Consider the following 16,041-nt stretch of genomic DNA (forward strand, 5'->3'; position numbering starts at 1 on the left):
GCGTTTATAAAATGCTATAACACTGAAAAAAAGCAACTTATGTTCATTAATAATATGCCCTAAGAAATTTTGCCTGTAAAAATATGGTACTTTGTTGCAATGGTGTTAAGTTGTAACGTTGTTTTGCAACTTAACACCATTGCAACGGGTAGCAACTCCCAATTAACTGTTGCTGAGTAAACCGGGATAAATAGCAGCCAACTATAGCCCTAAATATTGAGCAGCATTAAATCGCTTCACATCATCTAAGCGCGCATACCGCTCAATCATGGCATCCGTTTTTTGCTTGGTTTGATTTTTAATAGCCTTGTTACTTTGACCCGCCTCTACGGCAATAGTTACGAAGGAAGCCCTTAGTGAGTGTGCTGTGTATCCAGGCCCCAAGTGACGTTGCACCAAATCATTCACGCTCTGGTCTGATAAGCGCGCTTTTCCCGGCTGAGCAGCCCGCGCATTGTTGCCCCGGCTCATGCGAGTGAATAGGGGTCCTGCCGGGCGGTTCAGCACGGCGAGCCAATCCTGCACGGCGCGTACGGGACAGTAATCTGCGCCAGGCGCATAGAATACGGCTTTATCTTCTTCCTCACCAAACTGATTGGTTTTACTGCGTCGCATATGAATCACCAGCGCCTGCCGCGTCAACTCAACATCCTCCACATTTAGCGCCACTAATTCCGAGCGACGAAAAGCGCCGGCAAACCCTAACAGCAGCAAGGCGCGATCACGCAGTCCCGTGGGCGTCGTCAAGTCCATTGCCCGAACTGCTTGCTTTAATTCCGCAACAGTAAATGCAGCGGCCTGTCGTTGACGTTTGCCAATAACGCGGGTAATACCATCTAGCACCACGTGCAGCGCCTCGTGCGCAGTTGGCGAAGGCTGACCCGCTAACTGGTGCAGCTTCGCAATCGCCGCCACGTGCCGACGAATCGTAGCCAGCTTCAATCCCCGGTCGGCCATCTGTGAAACGTATCCGGCCACCGTCGTCACATCGGCCGGCAGGTGCAACAACTCGTGGTGCTCACAGTAATCCTGAAAGCTGCGCAGGTCGGCCGCGTACCCACGCTTGGTATTCTCGGCCCCGTGCAGGCCGGCCTCCACATACCGACTCACCGAGGCCGGCATCTCGACCATGGCGTGCGAACGAGTGGGAACCAGAACCGGGAGCTGCGACGCGTTTTCCATGTAGCCTATATAATACGGAGTAAAACCCCAACTTTTGGGCGAAAACCAAAGATACAAACTTAGTACCGACAATTAACTATTATCGGTACTGATATCAGCGCCAGATTCACTAACTGGGCTAATCTGTTTGGGGCTGCTCCAGAGCCGCCGGACAATCTCAATCGTGCGCTCGTAGTATATCAAGCGCGGGTGCACCTTGCCGATGCACCTTTATACTCGTCGGCATTTCGACAACCTTATTACCTGTAGTGCGGCGCACCGGCCGGGTTTGTAACTTGGCGCACCTCTTATATGAGGTATGGAAAACCTGCTCCAGCCCCGGCACCCACTCGATAAGTATCACCACTCGCAGCTGGAATTTCTGGCAGCCCTGCCCGAAGCGCAGCGCGCGGAGCATGCCCGCCTATTTCGGCTGGGCAATGCCAGCTACCGCTACCAGCAGCAAGCCGTCGGGCAAATAACCGAAGCCGACTACTTGGACTGGCATGAAGGCTTGCGGGCCAATATGCGCCGCGCAGTCGAGCCGGAAGTCTGCGAGCAAAGTAAAAACAGCCTGGCCTTGCGGCGGCACGCGCTGGAACGCCGAGACCAAGGCCACTCCACCTTTATGCAGGCTATTCTATTGCCCGAAGATTGGACCTACCAGTCAAGCGTACCCATCGAATCATGCATTACGCTGCTCTCATCGCCTCCGCGCTGCAGGCAGTGGCTGCCAGTCTGCCCGATGCCACGAGCCACTACTTTCTAAAAGCCAACTACTACGACCACGTCGAAGTCAACGCTGATTTATTCAGCCACCTCAAAATTCTTTTCCGGCGTAGCTTTCCGTTCCCGCGAACTTACTTCCATGGACGTTTCCCTGTTGGATGTGTCATCAGCCGCCGGCCTGGCCGCGGCCGTAGTGCTTACCCTTAACTTATTGCTCGGCATGCTGCTGGGCACGGCTTACCGAAAGGCATGGTACTGGAAGAAGCTGCCCGCAGTGGTCCGGCAGGTCCACCTATTTGACGTGCACAACTGGACGGCCTACGGAGCGCTGGCGTTGTCCCTCGTTCATCCCTTACTGCTGGTGGTCGATAAAGCCTCCAAATTCACGCTTCTCAACATCTTGTTTCCAGTGCGGGCGCCGCACCAGCCGCTTTTTGTGGCAGCGGGAACCGTGGCCTTTTATGCCCTGCTGCTTGTGGTGCTGACCTCCCGGAAAGCGTTCCGAAAGCGCCTGAGTTTTCGAGCCTGGAAGAACCTGCACCTGCTCTCGTACGGCACGGCGCTGCTGTTTGTGGTACACGGCGTGGTAATGGACCCCCTGCTGAAAGACCGGCCCGTGGACTTCTTCGACGCGGAGAAGGTACTCAGCGAAGCCTGCGCGCTGCTGCTGCTTGTAGCTACCTGGTACCGCGTACGCTACCAGGTGGCAAACAGAAAGCGCTTAGTTGGCCAAACCCAAAAAGCCTAGGTCTGAGAGCAGGCTCAGGCTTTTTCAAAGGACTGACGTTTTATATGCTGCTTGGTGGCGTTGGCGGGGCAGTCTTTGGCAGCGTAATGGCGTCCACCTGCTTGTCTCGAATAAGCTTGTTAAGCGCGGGGATATCCTGCTCCTTTATCATCCTGAACTGACTGAGCTGCTGATTTATCTGCTCCAGCACTTCTTTTTTGAAGGCCACTGCCTGCTCCGTCGGTCGGAAGTCGCCACTACTCACCTGACTGGCCAGGTTGGCCAACTTGTTGTTGAGTTGGATGGGAAAGTTGAGTGGGTCCTGGTCGCTTTTGTTTTTCGTCTGGTAGAGCGCCTCTTCTACCTGGGTCATCTTCTGCTCGATGGCCCGGGCCGACTCCAGCACCTCTTTGGCGTTCGCCTGGCCCTGGAGGGGCGCGGTGATGGTTTTGAGCTGCCCGCGGATGGTGCGCATGTCGCGGATAGCGTCGTGGGTTTCGGAGAGTTTCTGCTGCACGTCTTGCAGGAAATCGAACTGGGCCTGCAGGTCCTGCGGCGTGGCTTTGGCGCGCGGGTCGGGCAGCACGGTAAAGGGCGTTTCCTGGGTTTGCTGGTTCACGGTCAGGCGCGCCTTGTAGGTGCCGGGCACGGCTTTGGGGCCCTGGGTGCCGCCGCCCCACAGAATGAGGCCCTCGAAGCGGCTGGCATCGGGGTAGCTCAGGTCCCACACGAAGCGGTTCAGGCCCTTTTTGGTGGGCACCAGCTCCCGTTTGGCTTTGGCTTTTTCTTCCTTGGTCAGGTTCTTGTCGCGCAGTTCTTTATCCGTGTTGGCGAAGCGGCGGATGAGCTTGCCTCCGGAGTCCAGAATTTCCAGCTTCACCGTGCTGGTCGAGTCCTGCTTTTGGGCCAGGTAATAGTACAGCATCACGCCCTCCGGGTGGTTCTGGCCGGCGGTTTTGGGCTGGTCGGGCGTGCTGCCGCCGGCCATTTTGTAGCTCGGGGTGGGCGCGAACAGGTGAAATTTGCTGGCAGCCACCGGCGCGCTCAACTGGTGCAGGGGCGTAACGTCATCAAGCAGCCAGAAGCCCCGGCCCTGGGTGGCGGCAATCAGGTTGTCATTCTTGAGGGTGAGGTCGGTGATGGACACCGGCGGCAGGTTGAGCTGAAACGGCTGCCACAGCACTCCGTCGTTGAAGGAAATGTACAGGCCGTACTCGGTGCCGGCGTAGAGCAGGCCGGCCCGCTTGGGGTCGGCCCGCACGACGCGGGTAAAGTGCGTGTCCGGGATGCCCGTGGTGATTTTCGTCCACGTCTTGCCATAGTCGGCGGTCTTGTACAGGTAGGGCCGAAAATCCCCCGACTTGTACATGGTGCCCGCCACGTAGGCGGTCCCCTTGATGGTGGGATGGGCGTCGATGCTGTTAATTTGAATCCACTCGGGCATGCCTTTGGGCATCACCTTGGTCCAGGTTTTGCCGTTGTCGCGGGTCACATGAATAAGCCCGTCGTCGGAACCAGTCCAGATAACGCCTGCTTCGGCCGGCGACTCCGAGATAGCGAAGATGGTGCCGTAGTACTCCACGGCGGTGTTGTCCTGGGTGATAGGACCGCCCGAGGAACCAAGCGTCTTGGGGTCATTGCGGGTCAGGTCCGGGCTTATCATTTCCCACGACTGGCCTTCGTTGGTGGTGACGTGCAGGTGGTTCGAGCCAGCGTAGAGCCGCTTGGGATCGTGGGGAGAAAACAGCAGCGGGAAGTTCCACTGAAAGCGGTACTTCATACCCTCGGCGCCGTGGCCCATGGGGTTATCGGGCCACACGTTAATCATGCGCTCCTGCTCGGTACTGTGGTCCACGCGGGCCAGAAAACCGTCGTAGCTGCCGCCGTACACGATGTCGGGGTTGAGCGGGTCCACGGCCAGGTGCGCACTTTCGCCACCAGCCGTAGGCTCCCAATCCCGGTCGCCGATGGTGTTGCCGCCGGAGCGGTGCGCAATGCGCACCGTAGAGTTGTCCTGCTGCGCCCCGTAGATGCGGTAGGGAAAGTGATTGTCGGTGACCACGCGGTAGAACTGGCCGGTGGGCTGGTTGCCGTAGGTGGTCCAGTTCAGGCCGCCGTCGGTACTGATTTGGGCGCCGCCGTCGTCGGCAATAATCATGCGGCTGGGGTTTTCGGGGGCAATCCAGAGGTCGTGGTGGTCGCCGTGCGGGGCGTTGCTGGCCGCGAACGTGCGCCCACCGTCCTTGCTTTTGTGGTACGACACGTTCATCACGTACAGCACGTCGGCATCCTTGGGGTCAGCATAGATGCGCGTGTAGTACCAGGCGCGCTGGCGCAGGTTGCGGTCGTCGGTGAGCTTGGCCCAGTGCTGGCCGCCGTCCTCGGAGCGAAACAGGCCCCCTTTTTCAGCCTCTACTAGCGCCCACACCCGCTGAGAATTCACCGGGGAAACCGCCACGCCGATGATGCCCAGCGTACCCGCAGGCAGGCCGTCGGCCCGGGAAATATCGGTCCAGGTATCGCCGCCATCCGTGCTTTTCCAAAGCCCCGAGCCCGGCCCGCCCGAGGAGAAGCTGTAGGGAGTGCGCCGCACGTTCCAGGTGCTGGCGTACAGGATGCGCGGGTTTGCGGGGTCCAGTATCAGGTCCACGGCGCCGGCGTCTTTGTTGGCAAACAGCACCCGCTCCCAGTTCTTGCCGCCGTCCTTACTGCGGTACACGCCGCGCATCTCGCTGGGCATGTAGAGGTTGCCCATCGCCGCTACGTACACCAAATCGGGGTTTTTGGGGTGAATGCGGATGCGGCCGATGTGCCGGGAGTCCTTCAACCCCACATTGCGCCACGTCTGGCCCGCATCCTGCGACTTCCACACCCCGAAGCCCGACGACACGTTGCCCCGCACGGTCTGCTCGCCCTGACCGGCGTAAATCACGTTCGGGTCCGACTCGCTCACGGCCACGGCCCCAATCGAGCCGCCGAAATACTTATCGGTGATGTTGGCCCAGGTGCCGCCGCCGTCCGTGGTGCGCCACACCCCGCTGCCCGCCGAGCCCATATAGTATAGGTTGGGGTTTCCGGGTACCCCCGTTACGGTGCCGGCGCGCCCGCCCCGGTACGGTCCGATGGAGCGCCACCGCAGCCCATTGTAGAGCACGGAGTCGTACACGGCAGTTGTTGCATGCGCATCTCTTTTCTTGGCTTTAGGACCGGACTGCGCGTGAGTCGTTGGCGCGAGTAGCCCTAGCAGTAGGCTAATAAAAGCGACGGTGAATGGTAGGGAAAGCTTCATAAGCAACTTCTTAGCTGTTGGCGAAACCTGGCAGGAAAACGTCGCCAGTACCGGAGGTTTTTTGGAGTCGGGCGGCCCTGCGCGGGACTAGGATGGCGTCCTTGGTACATTGTCTTGCCGCGCCCATGCAAGGTATTACACGCTGCCCACTATCAAAATCCGCGCTCCTTACCCACTCCTTCGGGCAACCGAAAGTGAGGTTGAGATGGTCTAGGTTAGACGTACAAAAGCAGGACGTATATTTTCTGAGTCATGAGTGCAGAAAAGAGCAAGAAGACGCCAGACAAACGGCGCAAATACGACGACGCTTTCAAAGCTGAAACCCTGCACCTGGCTGCAGAGTGCCGCAGCACGCAAGCGGCGGCCCAGCAGTTGGGCATCAGCCCCAAGCTGCTGTATCGCTGGCAAGAGGCGAAACTCGTCGCCGAGGTGGGCAGCGTAGAGGTGGCGCGTGATCCGGAAGTACGCCAGCTGCGTGCCCAATTGAAACGGGCGGAGCAGGAGCTCGATATTTTAAAAAAGCCTTGGGCATCTTCGGTCAACCGACGCGGTAAGTACCTATCAGTACATCGGCCAGCGCCGGGACCAAGTACCTGTACGGCAGCTCTGCCAGGTGCTGCGCGTGGCACCCAGTGCCTATTATGCATGGCAGCGACGTCAAGCACCCGCGCCGGCACCAGCCTGGTAAGTAGCTGTCCGTGCAGAGTTTAGGTGGTATTCCGCCCGCTATGGCACCCGCCGCCTGCGGGCCGAGCTGCACGCCCAAGGTCACCAGGTGGGCCGCTGGCGCATCCGGTGGGCGCTCGCCGCCGCGGGTCTGCGCGCCCAACAACCGCGCTCGTTTGTGCCGCGCACCACTGACTCCGACCCCAGTGTGCGCGCCGCCCCGAACCTGTTGCTGGGCCAACCGGCCGCCACCGCCCCGAATCAGGTCTGGATGGGCGATCACCTATTTACCTAAACAGGGCGGTGGCTGGCTGAATCTAGCCACCTGGCTCGACCGCTACTCGCGCAAAGTAGTCGGCTGGGACGTGCGCCTCTCGATGCCCGAAGACCTGGTCAGCGAGGCCCTGCGTCGCGCCCTGGCTGTGCGCCAGCCCGCCGCAGGATTGCTAGTTCATTCCGACCAGGGTAGCCAGTACGCAGCTACCAACTTTAAGAGCTTAGTGACGCACCACAAAGCCGTACAGCGCATAAGTCGGTGTGGTAACTGCTACGCTACTGCCCACGCCGAATCGTTTTGGAGCCGCCTCAAAACCGAACTGCTCGACGGCGGCAGCTTCCGCAACCTGAGTGAAGCGCGCCTGGAAATCAGCCACTATCTCGCCTATTATAACGCCCAACGGCTAAATTCGGCCCTGGGCTATCTGGCCCCCAACCACTTCGAAACCCATTTTCAAACTGCGTCCCAACTCTGTGCGACTTAGCTAGACCACCTCAGACCAGCACCTCCGTCTTCTTACCGGCGGAGCGGACTGCGCCACTTACTCCACCTAAAGTACCCAGGCCATTTTTAGATTTCAGGCCCACCACCTGCACTTCCTCCAGTAGCTTACTGGGTGCAGCTACTTGTTGGGCCAGCGTTTGCAAAGGCAGCAGGAAGATAAAACCGCTAACAAGCAGCGAACTTATAAGATGAAGACGAACCATATATTATTTGGAAAGATTCCAATTAAATGCAAAGGTAGTGCTTCTTTTTGCCTGGTATCAAGCTTGTTTAGAAAACTCTAAACAACAGCTATTGCGCAATGTGTGGTTGCCGGTCGCTCCCACCAGCTATTAGATTACGTTAAGTAGCTTCTTGCCCTTTTCTGTAGCAGTCTGGCGCCCTTACCATATCGCTCAATGCTTGTGGGCTGGTAGCATTGTTTCACTAATACATTTTCTACTGATGCCGGAAGCTGCTCCTGATTTTGACCTGATTGTGCTCGGGGCCGGCTCGGCCGGGCTGGGCCTGAGCTTGGCGCTGGCCCGCCTGCGGCTGCGCGTGCTGCTCGTCGACCAAACGGCCGAGGACGTGGGTGGCGACTGCCTCAACCACGGCTGCGTGCCCAGCAAGGCCCTGATTTACGCCTCGCGCCAGGTGCACCAGGCCCGTCGGGCCGCGCAGTTTGGCTTGCAGGTGAGCGGCGCGGCCGACATGGCGAAGGTGATGGACTACGTGCGCAGCCGGCAGGCCGTCATCCGCCACCACGAAAACCCCGAGTACCTGCGCGGGCTGGGCATCACGGTGGAAATCGGCCGCCCCCGGTTCGTGGATGGCCACGCCATCGAGCTCAACGGCCGCACGTACCGGGGGCGCAAGCTGGCCATCGCGACCGGCTCGCGGCCGCAGCCGCTCCAGGTGCCCGGCGCCGAGCTGGTGCGCCTCTACGACAACCAGCACGTGTGGGACTTGCGTGAGCTGCCCCGCCGCCTGCTGGTAGTGGGCGGCGGCCCCAACGGCGTGGAGCTGGCCCAGGCCATGCAGCGCCTCGGTGCGCACGTAACCGTAGTGCACCGCGGCGCTACCCTCCTCGAAAAAGAAGACCCCCGCATCAACGCCGTGCTGCTGGAGCGCCTGCGCGCCGAAGGCATCACGGTTCACCTGAAAAACGAGGTGGCATCGTTTTCGTCGGCCACCCAGGCGCTGATAACGCCCCGGCAGGGCGCGCCCTTTGTCCTGGATTTCGACAGTGGCTACGTGGCCATTGGGCGCCTGGTCAGCTTCGAAGGGCTGCAGCTGGAAAAAGCCGGGGTAGAAGTAGACGAGCACGGGCATATTAAGCTCGACGAGCACCTGCAAACCACCAACCCCGACATTGTGGTGGCCGGCGACGCGGCCAACTCGCTTAAGTTCAGCCACGGAGCCGAGTTGCACGTGCGCCTGCTGCTGTTCAATTTCTTCTCGCCGCTCAAGAAAAAGCTCAGCTACGACCACTTCTCCTGGGTCACCTTCACCGACCCCGAAGTAGCGCACTTCGGCCTCGATGCCGCCGAGCTGGACAAGCGCGGCATGGCCTACGAGCGGTGGGAAACCGATTTTGCCGACGACGACCGCGCCGTGGTGGACGATTACCGCTACGGGCGCCTGCTGCTTTTTATTGAGCAGCACAGCCTGCCGCTGCCCGGCCGCAAGCGCCGCATTCTGGGCGGCGCCATGGTAGCGCCCGGCGCTGGCGAGCTGGTGCAGGAGTTGATCTTGGCCAACACCAGCGGGCTGGGTATCAGCGCTATTTTCGACAAAGTTTATCCCTACCCCGTAGCCGCGCGCATCAACCAAAAGCTCCTCATGGAGCACCTGGAATTACCAGCGCTGCTGCAAACGGCGCTGGACGTGGCGTATAAGCTGTGAGGCGGCCGCCCGCCCCACCTGCCCTACAGTGCCGCGGCCACCCGGCGCACCGACGCGCGCCGGGTGTAGTCGGGGTTGAAGTACACGTACTTGATGCGGCCATCGCGGCCGATGACGTAGGTGGCCGGCACGGGCAGCACGGCTTCGGGCGAGGCGTTGGCCTGCAGCAGGTCCACGCCAAAGCCCTGATACTTGCGCACGGTGGCCGGGTCGACGGTGAAAGCCGTGTGATAGGCCGTCATGATGGCGAAGTGCTGGTCGCAGATAATGGGAAAGGCCGCCTTGGTCTTGGCCACGGTCTTGCCGATGTTCTCCTGCGTTTCGGGCGTGACCAGCACTACCTGGGCGCCCTTTGCCGTGAGCAGCTGCAGCGAGTCCTGCAATTGGCTGAGCTGCCTGTTGCAGTACGGGCACCACTGGCCCCGGTAGAAGTAAAGCACCACGGGGCCTTTCTTCAGCAGGCTCTTCAGCTCCACGGAGCGGCCTGCCAGGTCCCGGCCGGTAAAGGCGGGGGCGACCGTACCAAGGCCCAGGGGCTGCGCCGTCCGCGTGGGGGCTTGCTGGGCGGGACTTGCCACGGGCAGCAGCAAAAGGGCGGCAACCGGAAGCAGGGGTTTGTTCATTGCCGAAAGGTAGGCATTCCCACTGGCCTCCCGCCTCAACTCCGACTACCGTCAACGGGCCGAGCCGGCTGACATCCTGCAAGCCCTGCACTAGCTAGGGACACTGCAACGGGGAATGCAGCCCGGTTGAAAAGCGGGGCAGCAAGGGCCAGCATTACGCAGATTAATTATGGACTTGTTGGTCCACCCGTGGTTCGGGTCCCTTGTACGGTGACCCGCCAGTACCCACTGGGGTGTGGCCCCGCAATACGATTTACAACCTTTTTGCGCTGACCAGCCCAGCTGCCATTTATAAAGGCGAAAATAACTGAGTTAGCTAGTTGGGCTGTCCTGTCAGCAGGCCCACCCGGCGACTTGCCTAGCCCCACTAGCTGTTGGGCAATGGCCGGCAGCGTGGGTCCAATCAGGGTGGGAGCGGGGGCCAGGGGGTACTGTTGCTGACCCGGCCGCAGGATGAGGGCGGCCTGCAGCCCGGCCCGCCGAGCCCCGGCCACGTCCTAGCCGTGGGCGGCCAGCAGCATGGCCTCCCTGGGGGGCCACCTAGAGCTGCTCACAGGCGGCGGCGTAGGTATTCGGGTGCAGCTTATAGCGCTTTACCTCATCGATACTGAGCAGCTGCTCAGCCCGGCGTAAGCCAGCTGCTTCTTGCCCACGCTGGCCGTGGAGTTGGTGAGCGTCACCATTCGGAACCCCGCTTGCTGGAATGCCGTGAGGCCCGGCACCACGTCTGGGTGGGGCGGCAGTTCGGCCATCAGGCCCAGCAGGTCTTGTTTGCGGGCCGCGGACCGGGCCGGCTGACCCAGAGCTTGGGCCAACATGTCGAGGCCCGCGTCGCCGATGGCGCCAAAGTCGTGGTAATCCTCCGTCACCGTGTCGACCAGCGAGTACTGCAGTAGCAGCGAAAACCACTGCTTGAACGCAAATTCGGACTCAAACTCAGCATTGAGGGCGAGCTGGAGCTTGCGCAGGTCGAGCAGGGTTTCGTTTACGTCAAAAATCAACAGTTTGGGGCGGGACCGAAAAGGGACATAGCCGGAGTGGTAAAAGGCAGGGCCACGGCGGCCACGGCCAGCAGGGCAGTAAACGTGCGGCGGGAAAGCATCTGCCTGCATACGCAGAAGCGACTGCTCCGCCCAGCCGCCGGGCGAAGCCCGGCAAAAAAGAAGCAAAACGTCGGCGCGGCGACACCTGGACCTCCGGCGACGCTCTGCGTATCGCCGTTTTATTACGGTATTTTGGACGCCAATTCTTTATGACCACACCCACCAAGCTCTGGTACCTGGAAAACCTGCAGGTGCTGCACACGCTTACCCGCGCCGACGTGGAGCACCTGCACGGCCGCTTGCTCATGCAGACCTTCGCCAAGGGCGAGGCCATCTACTTTGACGGCGACCGGTCCGACAGCTTGTTTATCCTAAAAACGGGCCAGGTGAAAATCACCCACCGCTCGGCCGCGGGGCAGGAGGTAATACTCGCCCGGCTCGGCCCGGGCGACTTGTTCGGCGAATTGACGCTCAGCGAGTCCGGGCAGCGCTACGAGGAGGCCGTGGCGCTGGACGAGACGCTGGTATGCCGGGTGGAAGTTTCTGATTTCAACGGCCTGCTGGCGGCCAACCACGAGTTTAGCCTGGAAGTCAATAAGCTGGTGAGGCAGCGCCTGAAAAAGGTGCAGAGCCGACTTTCGGACCTAGTCTTTAAAAGCGCGGAGCAGCGCGTGCGTGACCCGCTGCGGGAACTGGCCCAGGTGCACGGCAAGCGAGTAGCCAACGACCCCAACCAGGTAGTCAGCTGCGCCTCACCCACTACGACCTGGCGCGCCTGGCCGCCACCAGCCACCAGCCACCAGACCGTTACGACCTTGCTCAATAGCCTGGAGCGGGAAGGCCTGCTGCTTCACAACCGCCGCCACCTGTTCATCAAGCGCCTGAACCAACTTTAAGTCGGACGGGGAATCGGGTGGGCATGCCCGGCTCAGCGTACCCTTACCAGGACTCCCAGAATTTCCTAACTGCTTCGCCGTGATACTCGAAAGGAACACCTTCTCCTACAAGGATACAGTCATCATTGAAAAGGTGCTCATCCGCGCCCCTTACAAGCACGAAGCCATTTTTCACAACGAAGGCTGTTTTATCCAGATTCGGGGAGGCCGCACCCAGCTGCTGTCAGTTGAAGACAACCTGCTGCTGGAACACCAGGAAGCCGTGCTGATGAAATGCGGCACCTATTTTCTGGATTTCATGCAGCAAATAGCCGGCACGACCGTGGAGGTACTGGCCATTCACTTATACCCCGCTATTCTGAAGCAGGTATACACCGCCGAACTGCCCGCCCTGATTGAGCGGCGGACCTACGCGGGCAAAAGCAGTGTCATTGCCAACGAAACCATTATTTCCCGGTATATCGAGTCCTTGGAGTTCTATTTCGAGAACCCCACGCTGGTTAACGACGCCTTGCTGGAATTAAAGATAAAAGAGCTGGTTTTGCTGCTGATTCAGACCAAAAACGCCGCGTCCATTCTATCCCTGGTCACCGACCTGTATTCTACCCGCAACATCAACATCAAGAGCATCATTGACCTGCACAAGCATTCCAACCTGAGCATCGAGGAGCTGGCGGCCTTGTGCAGCCTGAGCTCGTCCGCTTTCAAACGGGCCTTCAAAAAGTTATATAACGACAATCCCACCAACTACTTCATCCAGGAAAAGCTGAAAAAGGCCAAAGAGCTGCTCTCGCTCTCCGACTTATCCATTGGGGAAGTTGCGTACCAGGCCGGGTTCAATGACCCCTTGTATTTCACCCGACTGTTTAAGAAAAAAGAAGGCCTGCCGCCCAGCGCCTACCGCGCCCAGTACGCCCGGCCCGTGGCCGAAGGCAGTGGCGCCCGGGCCAGCCCACCCGCCCCCGAGCCGACTTAGCGGGCCGGGCTCCGCCCCGGCACCCCGAGCCGTGACCCGAATGTCCATACCATAGAACGCATTGTCCATTGGGCCGTTTTGGGCGGCCAGTACCTTTGTGTTAAGCAAGCGGCAGCAAAAAGCCCCTGGCTTTTTGCTGCTCTTGGGTACCCGTAAAGCAAAAACTATGAGCACGTTTCCCATTCACACCCTCGAGACTGCCCCCACCGCCAGCAAGCCGTTTCTGGAAAATTCCCTGAAGTCCTTCGGCATGATTCCCGGCCTTCACGGCGCGCTGGCCGAAGCTCCGGGCGTGCTCGAAGCCTACCAGCTGCTGCACAAGCTGTTCACCGAATCGTCCTTCAATAACGACGAGCAGACGGTGGTTTGGCAGACCATCAACGTAGAGCACGCCTGCCATTACTGTGTGCCGGCCCACACCGGCATTGCGCACATGATGAAGGTGGACCCGGCCATTACCGAAGCCTTGCGCAACCAAACGGCGCTGCCCACCGAGAAGCTCCAGGTGTTGCACGACTTTACGCTATCCCTTGTCCGGAACCGGGGCCAGGTGAGCGAGCAGGAGCTGGAAGCTTTTTTCGCTGCCGGCTACTCCAAGCGCCAGGTGTTGGAAATAATCCTGGGCCTTTCCCAGAAGGTCATCAGCAACTACACCAACCACATTGCGGCCACCCCGGTGGATGATGCCTTTAAAAAGTTTGCCTGGCAGTCGGCAGCCGTATAGCGCGGCCCTCGCAGCCCGTCCAACAGCAAGACCGGTCAGGCAGCGTAATGCGCTGCCTGACCGGTCTTGCTGTTGGGTATAAACTGGTTCGCTGCGGGCCGCCAACCACGCGTTCAGGTCCGAAGTCAATATCCAGGCCGACCGGCGCCGGAAAATGGGGCCGTAATCGCCTGGCCTCCCGCTTGTGGACAAATCAGGCGCGCTTGCCCGGTGACCAGCCTCGCGGGGCCAGCTGCTGCTCGCCCAGGACCACGGCGCCCGGCTCCAGGGTGGTACCCATGGAGTCGTTCCAGCGGTTCAGAAACCCGAACGTGAGCACCAGCATAGCCTTGTGCGTTTGGCCCTGCAACTGCTACGAGAAAGACAGCAAAGCTGAGCCCGACCTGATGTGAGACCTCGACCAGTACGCCCGCCTCGACACGGCCGACGCCTGGGCCATCATCGGGCCTCACAACTGGTACGGCCCCAGCAGCAGCCTCAAGCAGCTGTTTGACCGGCTCGGGTGCATGAACGGCGGGAACCCCCAGGAGGCGCTCATCGACCACAAAAACCCCGAAAAAGCCATGGCCCTGGAGCACACCCCCGAGTGGGAGCAGCTCAGCCAAAATCACCTGGAGGGCCGCACCGCCGCCTTTTTCTGCTACGGCGACGAGGGCGGCGACGAGCTCGATGCCTACGGCCGCCCCAAGCTGCTGCGCCACAAGGAGTACTTCGACCCGGCGCAGGAGCCGTTTGAAGACCAGCGCCAGGCCTATGCCCCCTTGGTGTGGCAGTGCCGCTACTCCGGCATCGAGGTGCCGGATGCACTGTGGCGCTACCAGGTATTCGGCGAAGGGAAAAAGTACGCCGACGACCAGGCCGAAGACATGGTGAAGAATACCGACGCCAAGGCCCACTTCGACGACTGGGCCGAGGCCTTCTCCGGCTTTGTGTGACAGAAGGGCCAGGTGCCGCCCGGCCCGCACCGCGCCTGGGGCTACGAGGCGCCGGCCCACACCTGGGACAGCCTCAAGCTGGGCTAGCACGACGCCCGCATGCGCCTGGGAGTGCCGCCCGCTGATTCCTCGCCCGCCGAGCAGCAAAAGCAGCACCTCAACCGCGACGCGACCCTGCGCCCCGGCCAGTCGGAAGCCCAGCAGCAGTACCCTTCCAAATCTTAACCCCTTATCTAATGAGCGATTCCGCAGCAGACCAGTTTATTGCCCGCCACGAGGCCTCCGGCCGCTATGTCGACGTGGACGGCGGCCGCACCTTCGCCCTCGACTACGGGCAGGGCGAAGCCGTGCTGTGCATTCACGGCGTGCCCACCTCGTCTTACCTCTTCCGCAAAATGCTGCGCAGCCTCGAAAGCCAGGGCCTGCGCGTTATCGAGGCACTCGCCGCGCCGACTCTGCGAGCGCAGGCACCCGTGCTGGTGGGAGCAGTGCCCGGTAAGCGCTGCCACACTGCCCGCCCTGGTCGGAGTGCACGAGCAGGCCAGGAGCGGGCTGCCGGGCCAGCAGGGCGCGACGTAAGGCGCGGGTTAGTAAGTCTTCGGGCATGAGCCTACGACCTGGCGGGAGTAGGCATCCTGGAAGGCGCATCAGTAAGCCCACTGCCCCGAGGCCAGCGGTAAGTACGTTATATCACTGACTCATACTTGGTTGGACTTAGTCGGTTTGGGTTGGTCAAGCAAGCGGTTTGGCGCGCAGCGTAGCCCGTGGGTCGAGTCGGTGGTGCGCGGGGTGAAGGCGCGCGGTTGCACAGACCGCAGCCCTCGACGGCGCAGCTCGGTGCGTAAGCGTTATCGACCAACGCGATAGCCCAGGGCGTGCAGCTCGGCCCGTAGCCGACGCGTGTCATAGCGCTGCTTATGAGTGGTAAAAGCGTGTATCATCGCTGTTTGCCACCCTGCCGTTACGGCCTGCGGCTGGCTCGCCGCCCACGCCCCCCACGCATAGTAGCGCGCGGGTGACACGCCCAGCACCCGGCAAGGAGCCGCACGGGGTAAGTAAGACGCTGCTGGTCAATAAACTGGTAGCAGCTCACGAGGTCGGCGGGGTGCTGAAGATGGCGATGGCTTTTTTAAAATTTCCAGCTCCTGCGCCATGCGCTTGTTGGCCGCGCGCAGCTGACGCACTTCGGCCGCTTCACTCGGATTAGCGGGTAGAGCGGGCAGCGCTTCCAGCTGCCACTTATAGAGCAGCTTGGGATTGAGATGCAAGGCGCGGGCGGCGGCTTGGGTCGACCGGCTTTCGCTGGCCATGCGCAGGGCTTCGGCTTTGAAGGCCGCATCGTAATTTACGGCGTTTCTCAGGCTGTTCCATCGAGAAGAAAAGTACTGCCCAACTCTGTCTCGCTCAGCTAGACCACCTCATTTTCAGCCACGACTACCGCGGGGTCGGCTACGGTGGTACGCGGGCATTGCGGACGCGTACTCAGCGCCTGCAAGCCGCGGCGACGCAGCCAGCTGCGCAGGGCGTAGCGCCCGACGGCATGTCTTTCGGCCTGCAATTCTGCTCGCAAGCGGCGGGAGGCGTCGCGCTGGGCATAGCGCGAA

The 16,041-nt window shown here is 60.7% G+C and carries 17 protein-coding genes and 1 pseudogene; 12 read left to right on the forward strand and 6 right to left on the reverse strand.

Going from position 1 to position 16,041, the window contains the following annotated elements; translation table 11 throughout:
* Positions 1-201: 201 nt before the first annotated feature.
* A complete protein-coding gene (locus J4D99_RS21260; RefSeq protein WP_236018794.1) occupies positions 202-1,182 on the reverse strand; it encodes a tyrosine-type recombinase/integrase in 981 nt (326 codons plus the stop codon).
* 298 nt (positions 1,183-1,480) lie between these two features.
* Here J4D99_RS21260 and J4D99_RS21265 point away from each other — a divergent pair, with 298 nt between their 5' ends.
* Both J4D99_RS21265 and J4D99_RS21270 read left to right on the forward strand, forming a co-directional pair.
* Positions 1,481-1,930: a hypothetical protein gene (locus tag J4D99_RS21265; protein WP_208133764.1), complete on the forward strand. Its 450-nt coding sequence runs from the start codon at positions 1,481-1,483 to the stop codon at positions 1,928-1,930.
* A gap of 99 nt (positions 1,931-2,029) precedes the next feature.
* Positions 2,030-2,638: a ferric reductase-like transmembrane domain-containing protein gene (locus tag J4D99_RS21270; RefSeq protein WP_208133765.1), complete on the forward strand. Its 609-nt coding sequence runs from the start codon at positions 2,030-2,032 to the stop codon at positions 2,636-2,638.
* Between the two features lie 40 nt (positions 2,639-2,678).
* Here J4D99_RS21270 and J4D99_RS21275 read toward each other — a convergent pair whose 3' ends face one another.
* On the reverse strand, positions 2,679-5,906 hold the full coding sequence (locus J4D99_RS21275) for a WD40/YVTN/BNR-like repeat-containing protein (protein ID WP_208133766.1): 3,228 nt from the start codon (positions 5,904-5,906) through the stop codon (positions 2,679-2,681).
* A gap of 252 nt (positions 5,907-6,158) precedes the next feature.
* Between J4D99_RS21275 and J4D99_RS21280 the strand changes: the two genes are divergently transcribed.
* The 4 genes and pseudogenes from J4D99_RS21280 to J4D99_RS21295 all read left to right on the forward strand — a co-directional run bounded on the left by J4D99_RS21280 (position 6,159) and on the right by J4D99_RS21295 (position 9,240).
* On the forward strand, positions 6,159-6,617 hold the full coding sequence (locus tag J4D99_RS21280; RefSeq protein ID WP_208133767.1) for a transposase: 459 nt from the start codon (positions 6,159-6,161) through the stop codon (positions 6,615-6,617).
* Between the two features lie 16 nt (positions 6,618-6,633).
* Positions 6,634-6,867 (forward strand): annotated as a pseudogene (locus J4D99_RS22305) (IS3 family transposase); the annotation flags it as partial.
* Positions 6,779-7,333 (forward strand): DDE-type integrase/transposase/recombinase, encoded by a 555-nt coding sequence (locus tag J4D99_RS21950; protein WP_370551488.1) that lies wholly within the window; start codon positions 6,779-6,781, stop codon positions 7,331-7,333. The pseudogene J4D99_RS22305 and the gene J4D99_RS21950, both read left to right, overlap by 89 nt.
* Positions 7,334-7,797: 464 nt before the next feature.
* Entirely contained in the window at positions 7,798-9,240 is a 1,443-nt protein-coding gene (locus tag J4D99_RS21295; protein WP_208133768.1) for a dihydrolipoyl dehydrogenase family protein, read from the forward strand.
* A gap of 23 nt (positions 9,241-9,263) precedes the next feature.
* Here J4D99_RS21295 and J4D99_RS21300 read toward each other — a convergent pair whose 3' ends face one another.
* Both J4D99_RS21300 and J4D99_RS21305 read right to left on the reverse strand, forming a co-directional pair.
* Complete coding sequence (locus J4D99_RS21300) at positions 9,264-9,863, reverse strand: peroxiredoxin-like family protein (RefSeq protein WP_208133769.1); 600 nt, start codon at positions 9,861-9,863, stop codon at positions 9,264-9,266.
* Positions 9,864-10,456: 593 nt separating this feature from the next.
* Positions 10,457-10,864: an HAD family hydrolase gene (locus tag J4D99_RS21305; protein ID WP_208133770.1), complete on the reverse strand. Its 408-nt coding sequence runs from the start codon at positions 10,862-10,864 to the stop codon at positions 10,457-10,459.
* 251 nt (positions 10,865-11,115) lie between these two features.
* Between J4D99_RS21305 and J4D99_RS21310 the strand changes: the two genes are divergently transcribed.
* From J4D99_RS21310 to J4D99_RS21320, 3 genes are all read left to right on the forward strand, one after another.
* Positions 11,116-11,802, forward strand: a complete 687-nt coding sequence (locus J4D99_RS21310) for a Crp/Fnr family transcriptional regulator (protein ID WP_208133771.1) — start codon at positions 11,116-11,118, stop codon at positions 11,800-11,802.
* A 79-nt stretch (positions 11,803-11,881) separates the two neighbouring features.
* The gene (locus tag J4D99_RS21315; protein ID WP_208133772.1) at positions 11,882-12,778 is read left to right on the forward strand and encodes a helix-turn-helix domain-containing protein; all 897 of its coding nucleotides are present in this window, start codon (positions 11,882-11,884) and stop codon (positions 12,776-12,778) included.
* A 166-nt stretch (positions 12,779-12,944) separates the two neighbouring features.
* Positions 12,945-13,502 carry a carboxymuconolactone decarboxylase family protein gene (locus J4D99_RS21320; RefSeq protein ID WP_208133773.1) on the forward strand — a complete coding sequence of 186 codons (558 nt, stop codon included), beginning with the start codon at positions 12,945-12,947 and terminating at the stop codon, positions 13,500-13,502.
* Between the two features lie 193 nt (positions 13,503-13,695).
* Here J4D99_RS21320 and J4D99_RS21325 read toward each other — a convergent pair whose 3' ends face one another.
* Positions 13,696-13,851, reverse strand: a complete 156-nt coding sequence (locus J4D99_RS21325) for a hypothetical protein (protein ID WP_208133774.1) — start codon at positions 13,849-13,851, stop codon at positions 13,696-13,698.
* A gap of 157 nt (positions 13,852-14,008) precedes the next feature.
* On the opposite strand from J4D99_RS21325, the gene J4D99_RS21330 reads away from it, so the two are divergent.
* The 3 genes from J4D99_RS21330 to J4D99_RS21335 all read left to right on the forward strand — a co-directional run bounded on the left by J4D99_RS21330 (position 14,009) and on the right by J4D99_RS21335 (position 15,045).
* Positions 14,009-14,437, forward strand: coding sequence for a hypothetical protein (locus J4D99_RS21330; RefSeq protein WP_345229266.1), 429 nt, complete (start codon positions 14,009-14,011; stop codon positions 14,435-14,437).
* A 99-nt stretch (positions 14,438-14,536) separates the two neighbouring features.
* A complete protein-coding gene (locus J4D99_RS22065; RefSeq protein ID WP_255555177.1) occupies positions 14,537-14,662 on the forward strand; it encodes a hypothetical protein in 126 nt (41 codons plus the stop codon).
* An 11-nt stretch (positions 14,663-14,673) separates the two neighbouring features.
* Entirely contained in the window at positions 14,674-15,045 is a 372-nt protein-coding gene (locus J4D99_RS21335) for a hypothetical protein (protein ID WP_208133775.1), read from the forward strand.
* Between the two features lie 462 nt (positions 15,046-15,507).
* On the opposite strand, the gene J4D99_RS21340 is transcribed toward J4D99_RS21335, so the two are convergent.
* Positions 15,508-15,798, reverse strand: coding sequence for a transposase (locus J4D99_RS21340; protein WP_255555178.1), 291 nt, complete (start codon positions 15,796-15,798; stop codon positions 15,508-15,510).
* Positions 15,799-16,041: the final 243 nt, after the last annotated feature.

It is taken from the genome of Hymenobacter sp. BT559 (genome assembly GCF_017571525.1).
Lineage (GTDB): Bacteria > Bacteroidota > Bacteroidia > Cytophagales > Hymenobacteraceae > Hymenobacter > Hymenobacter ginsengisoli.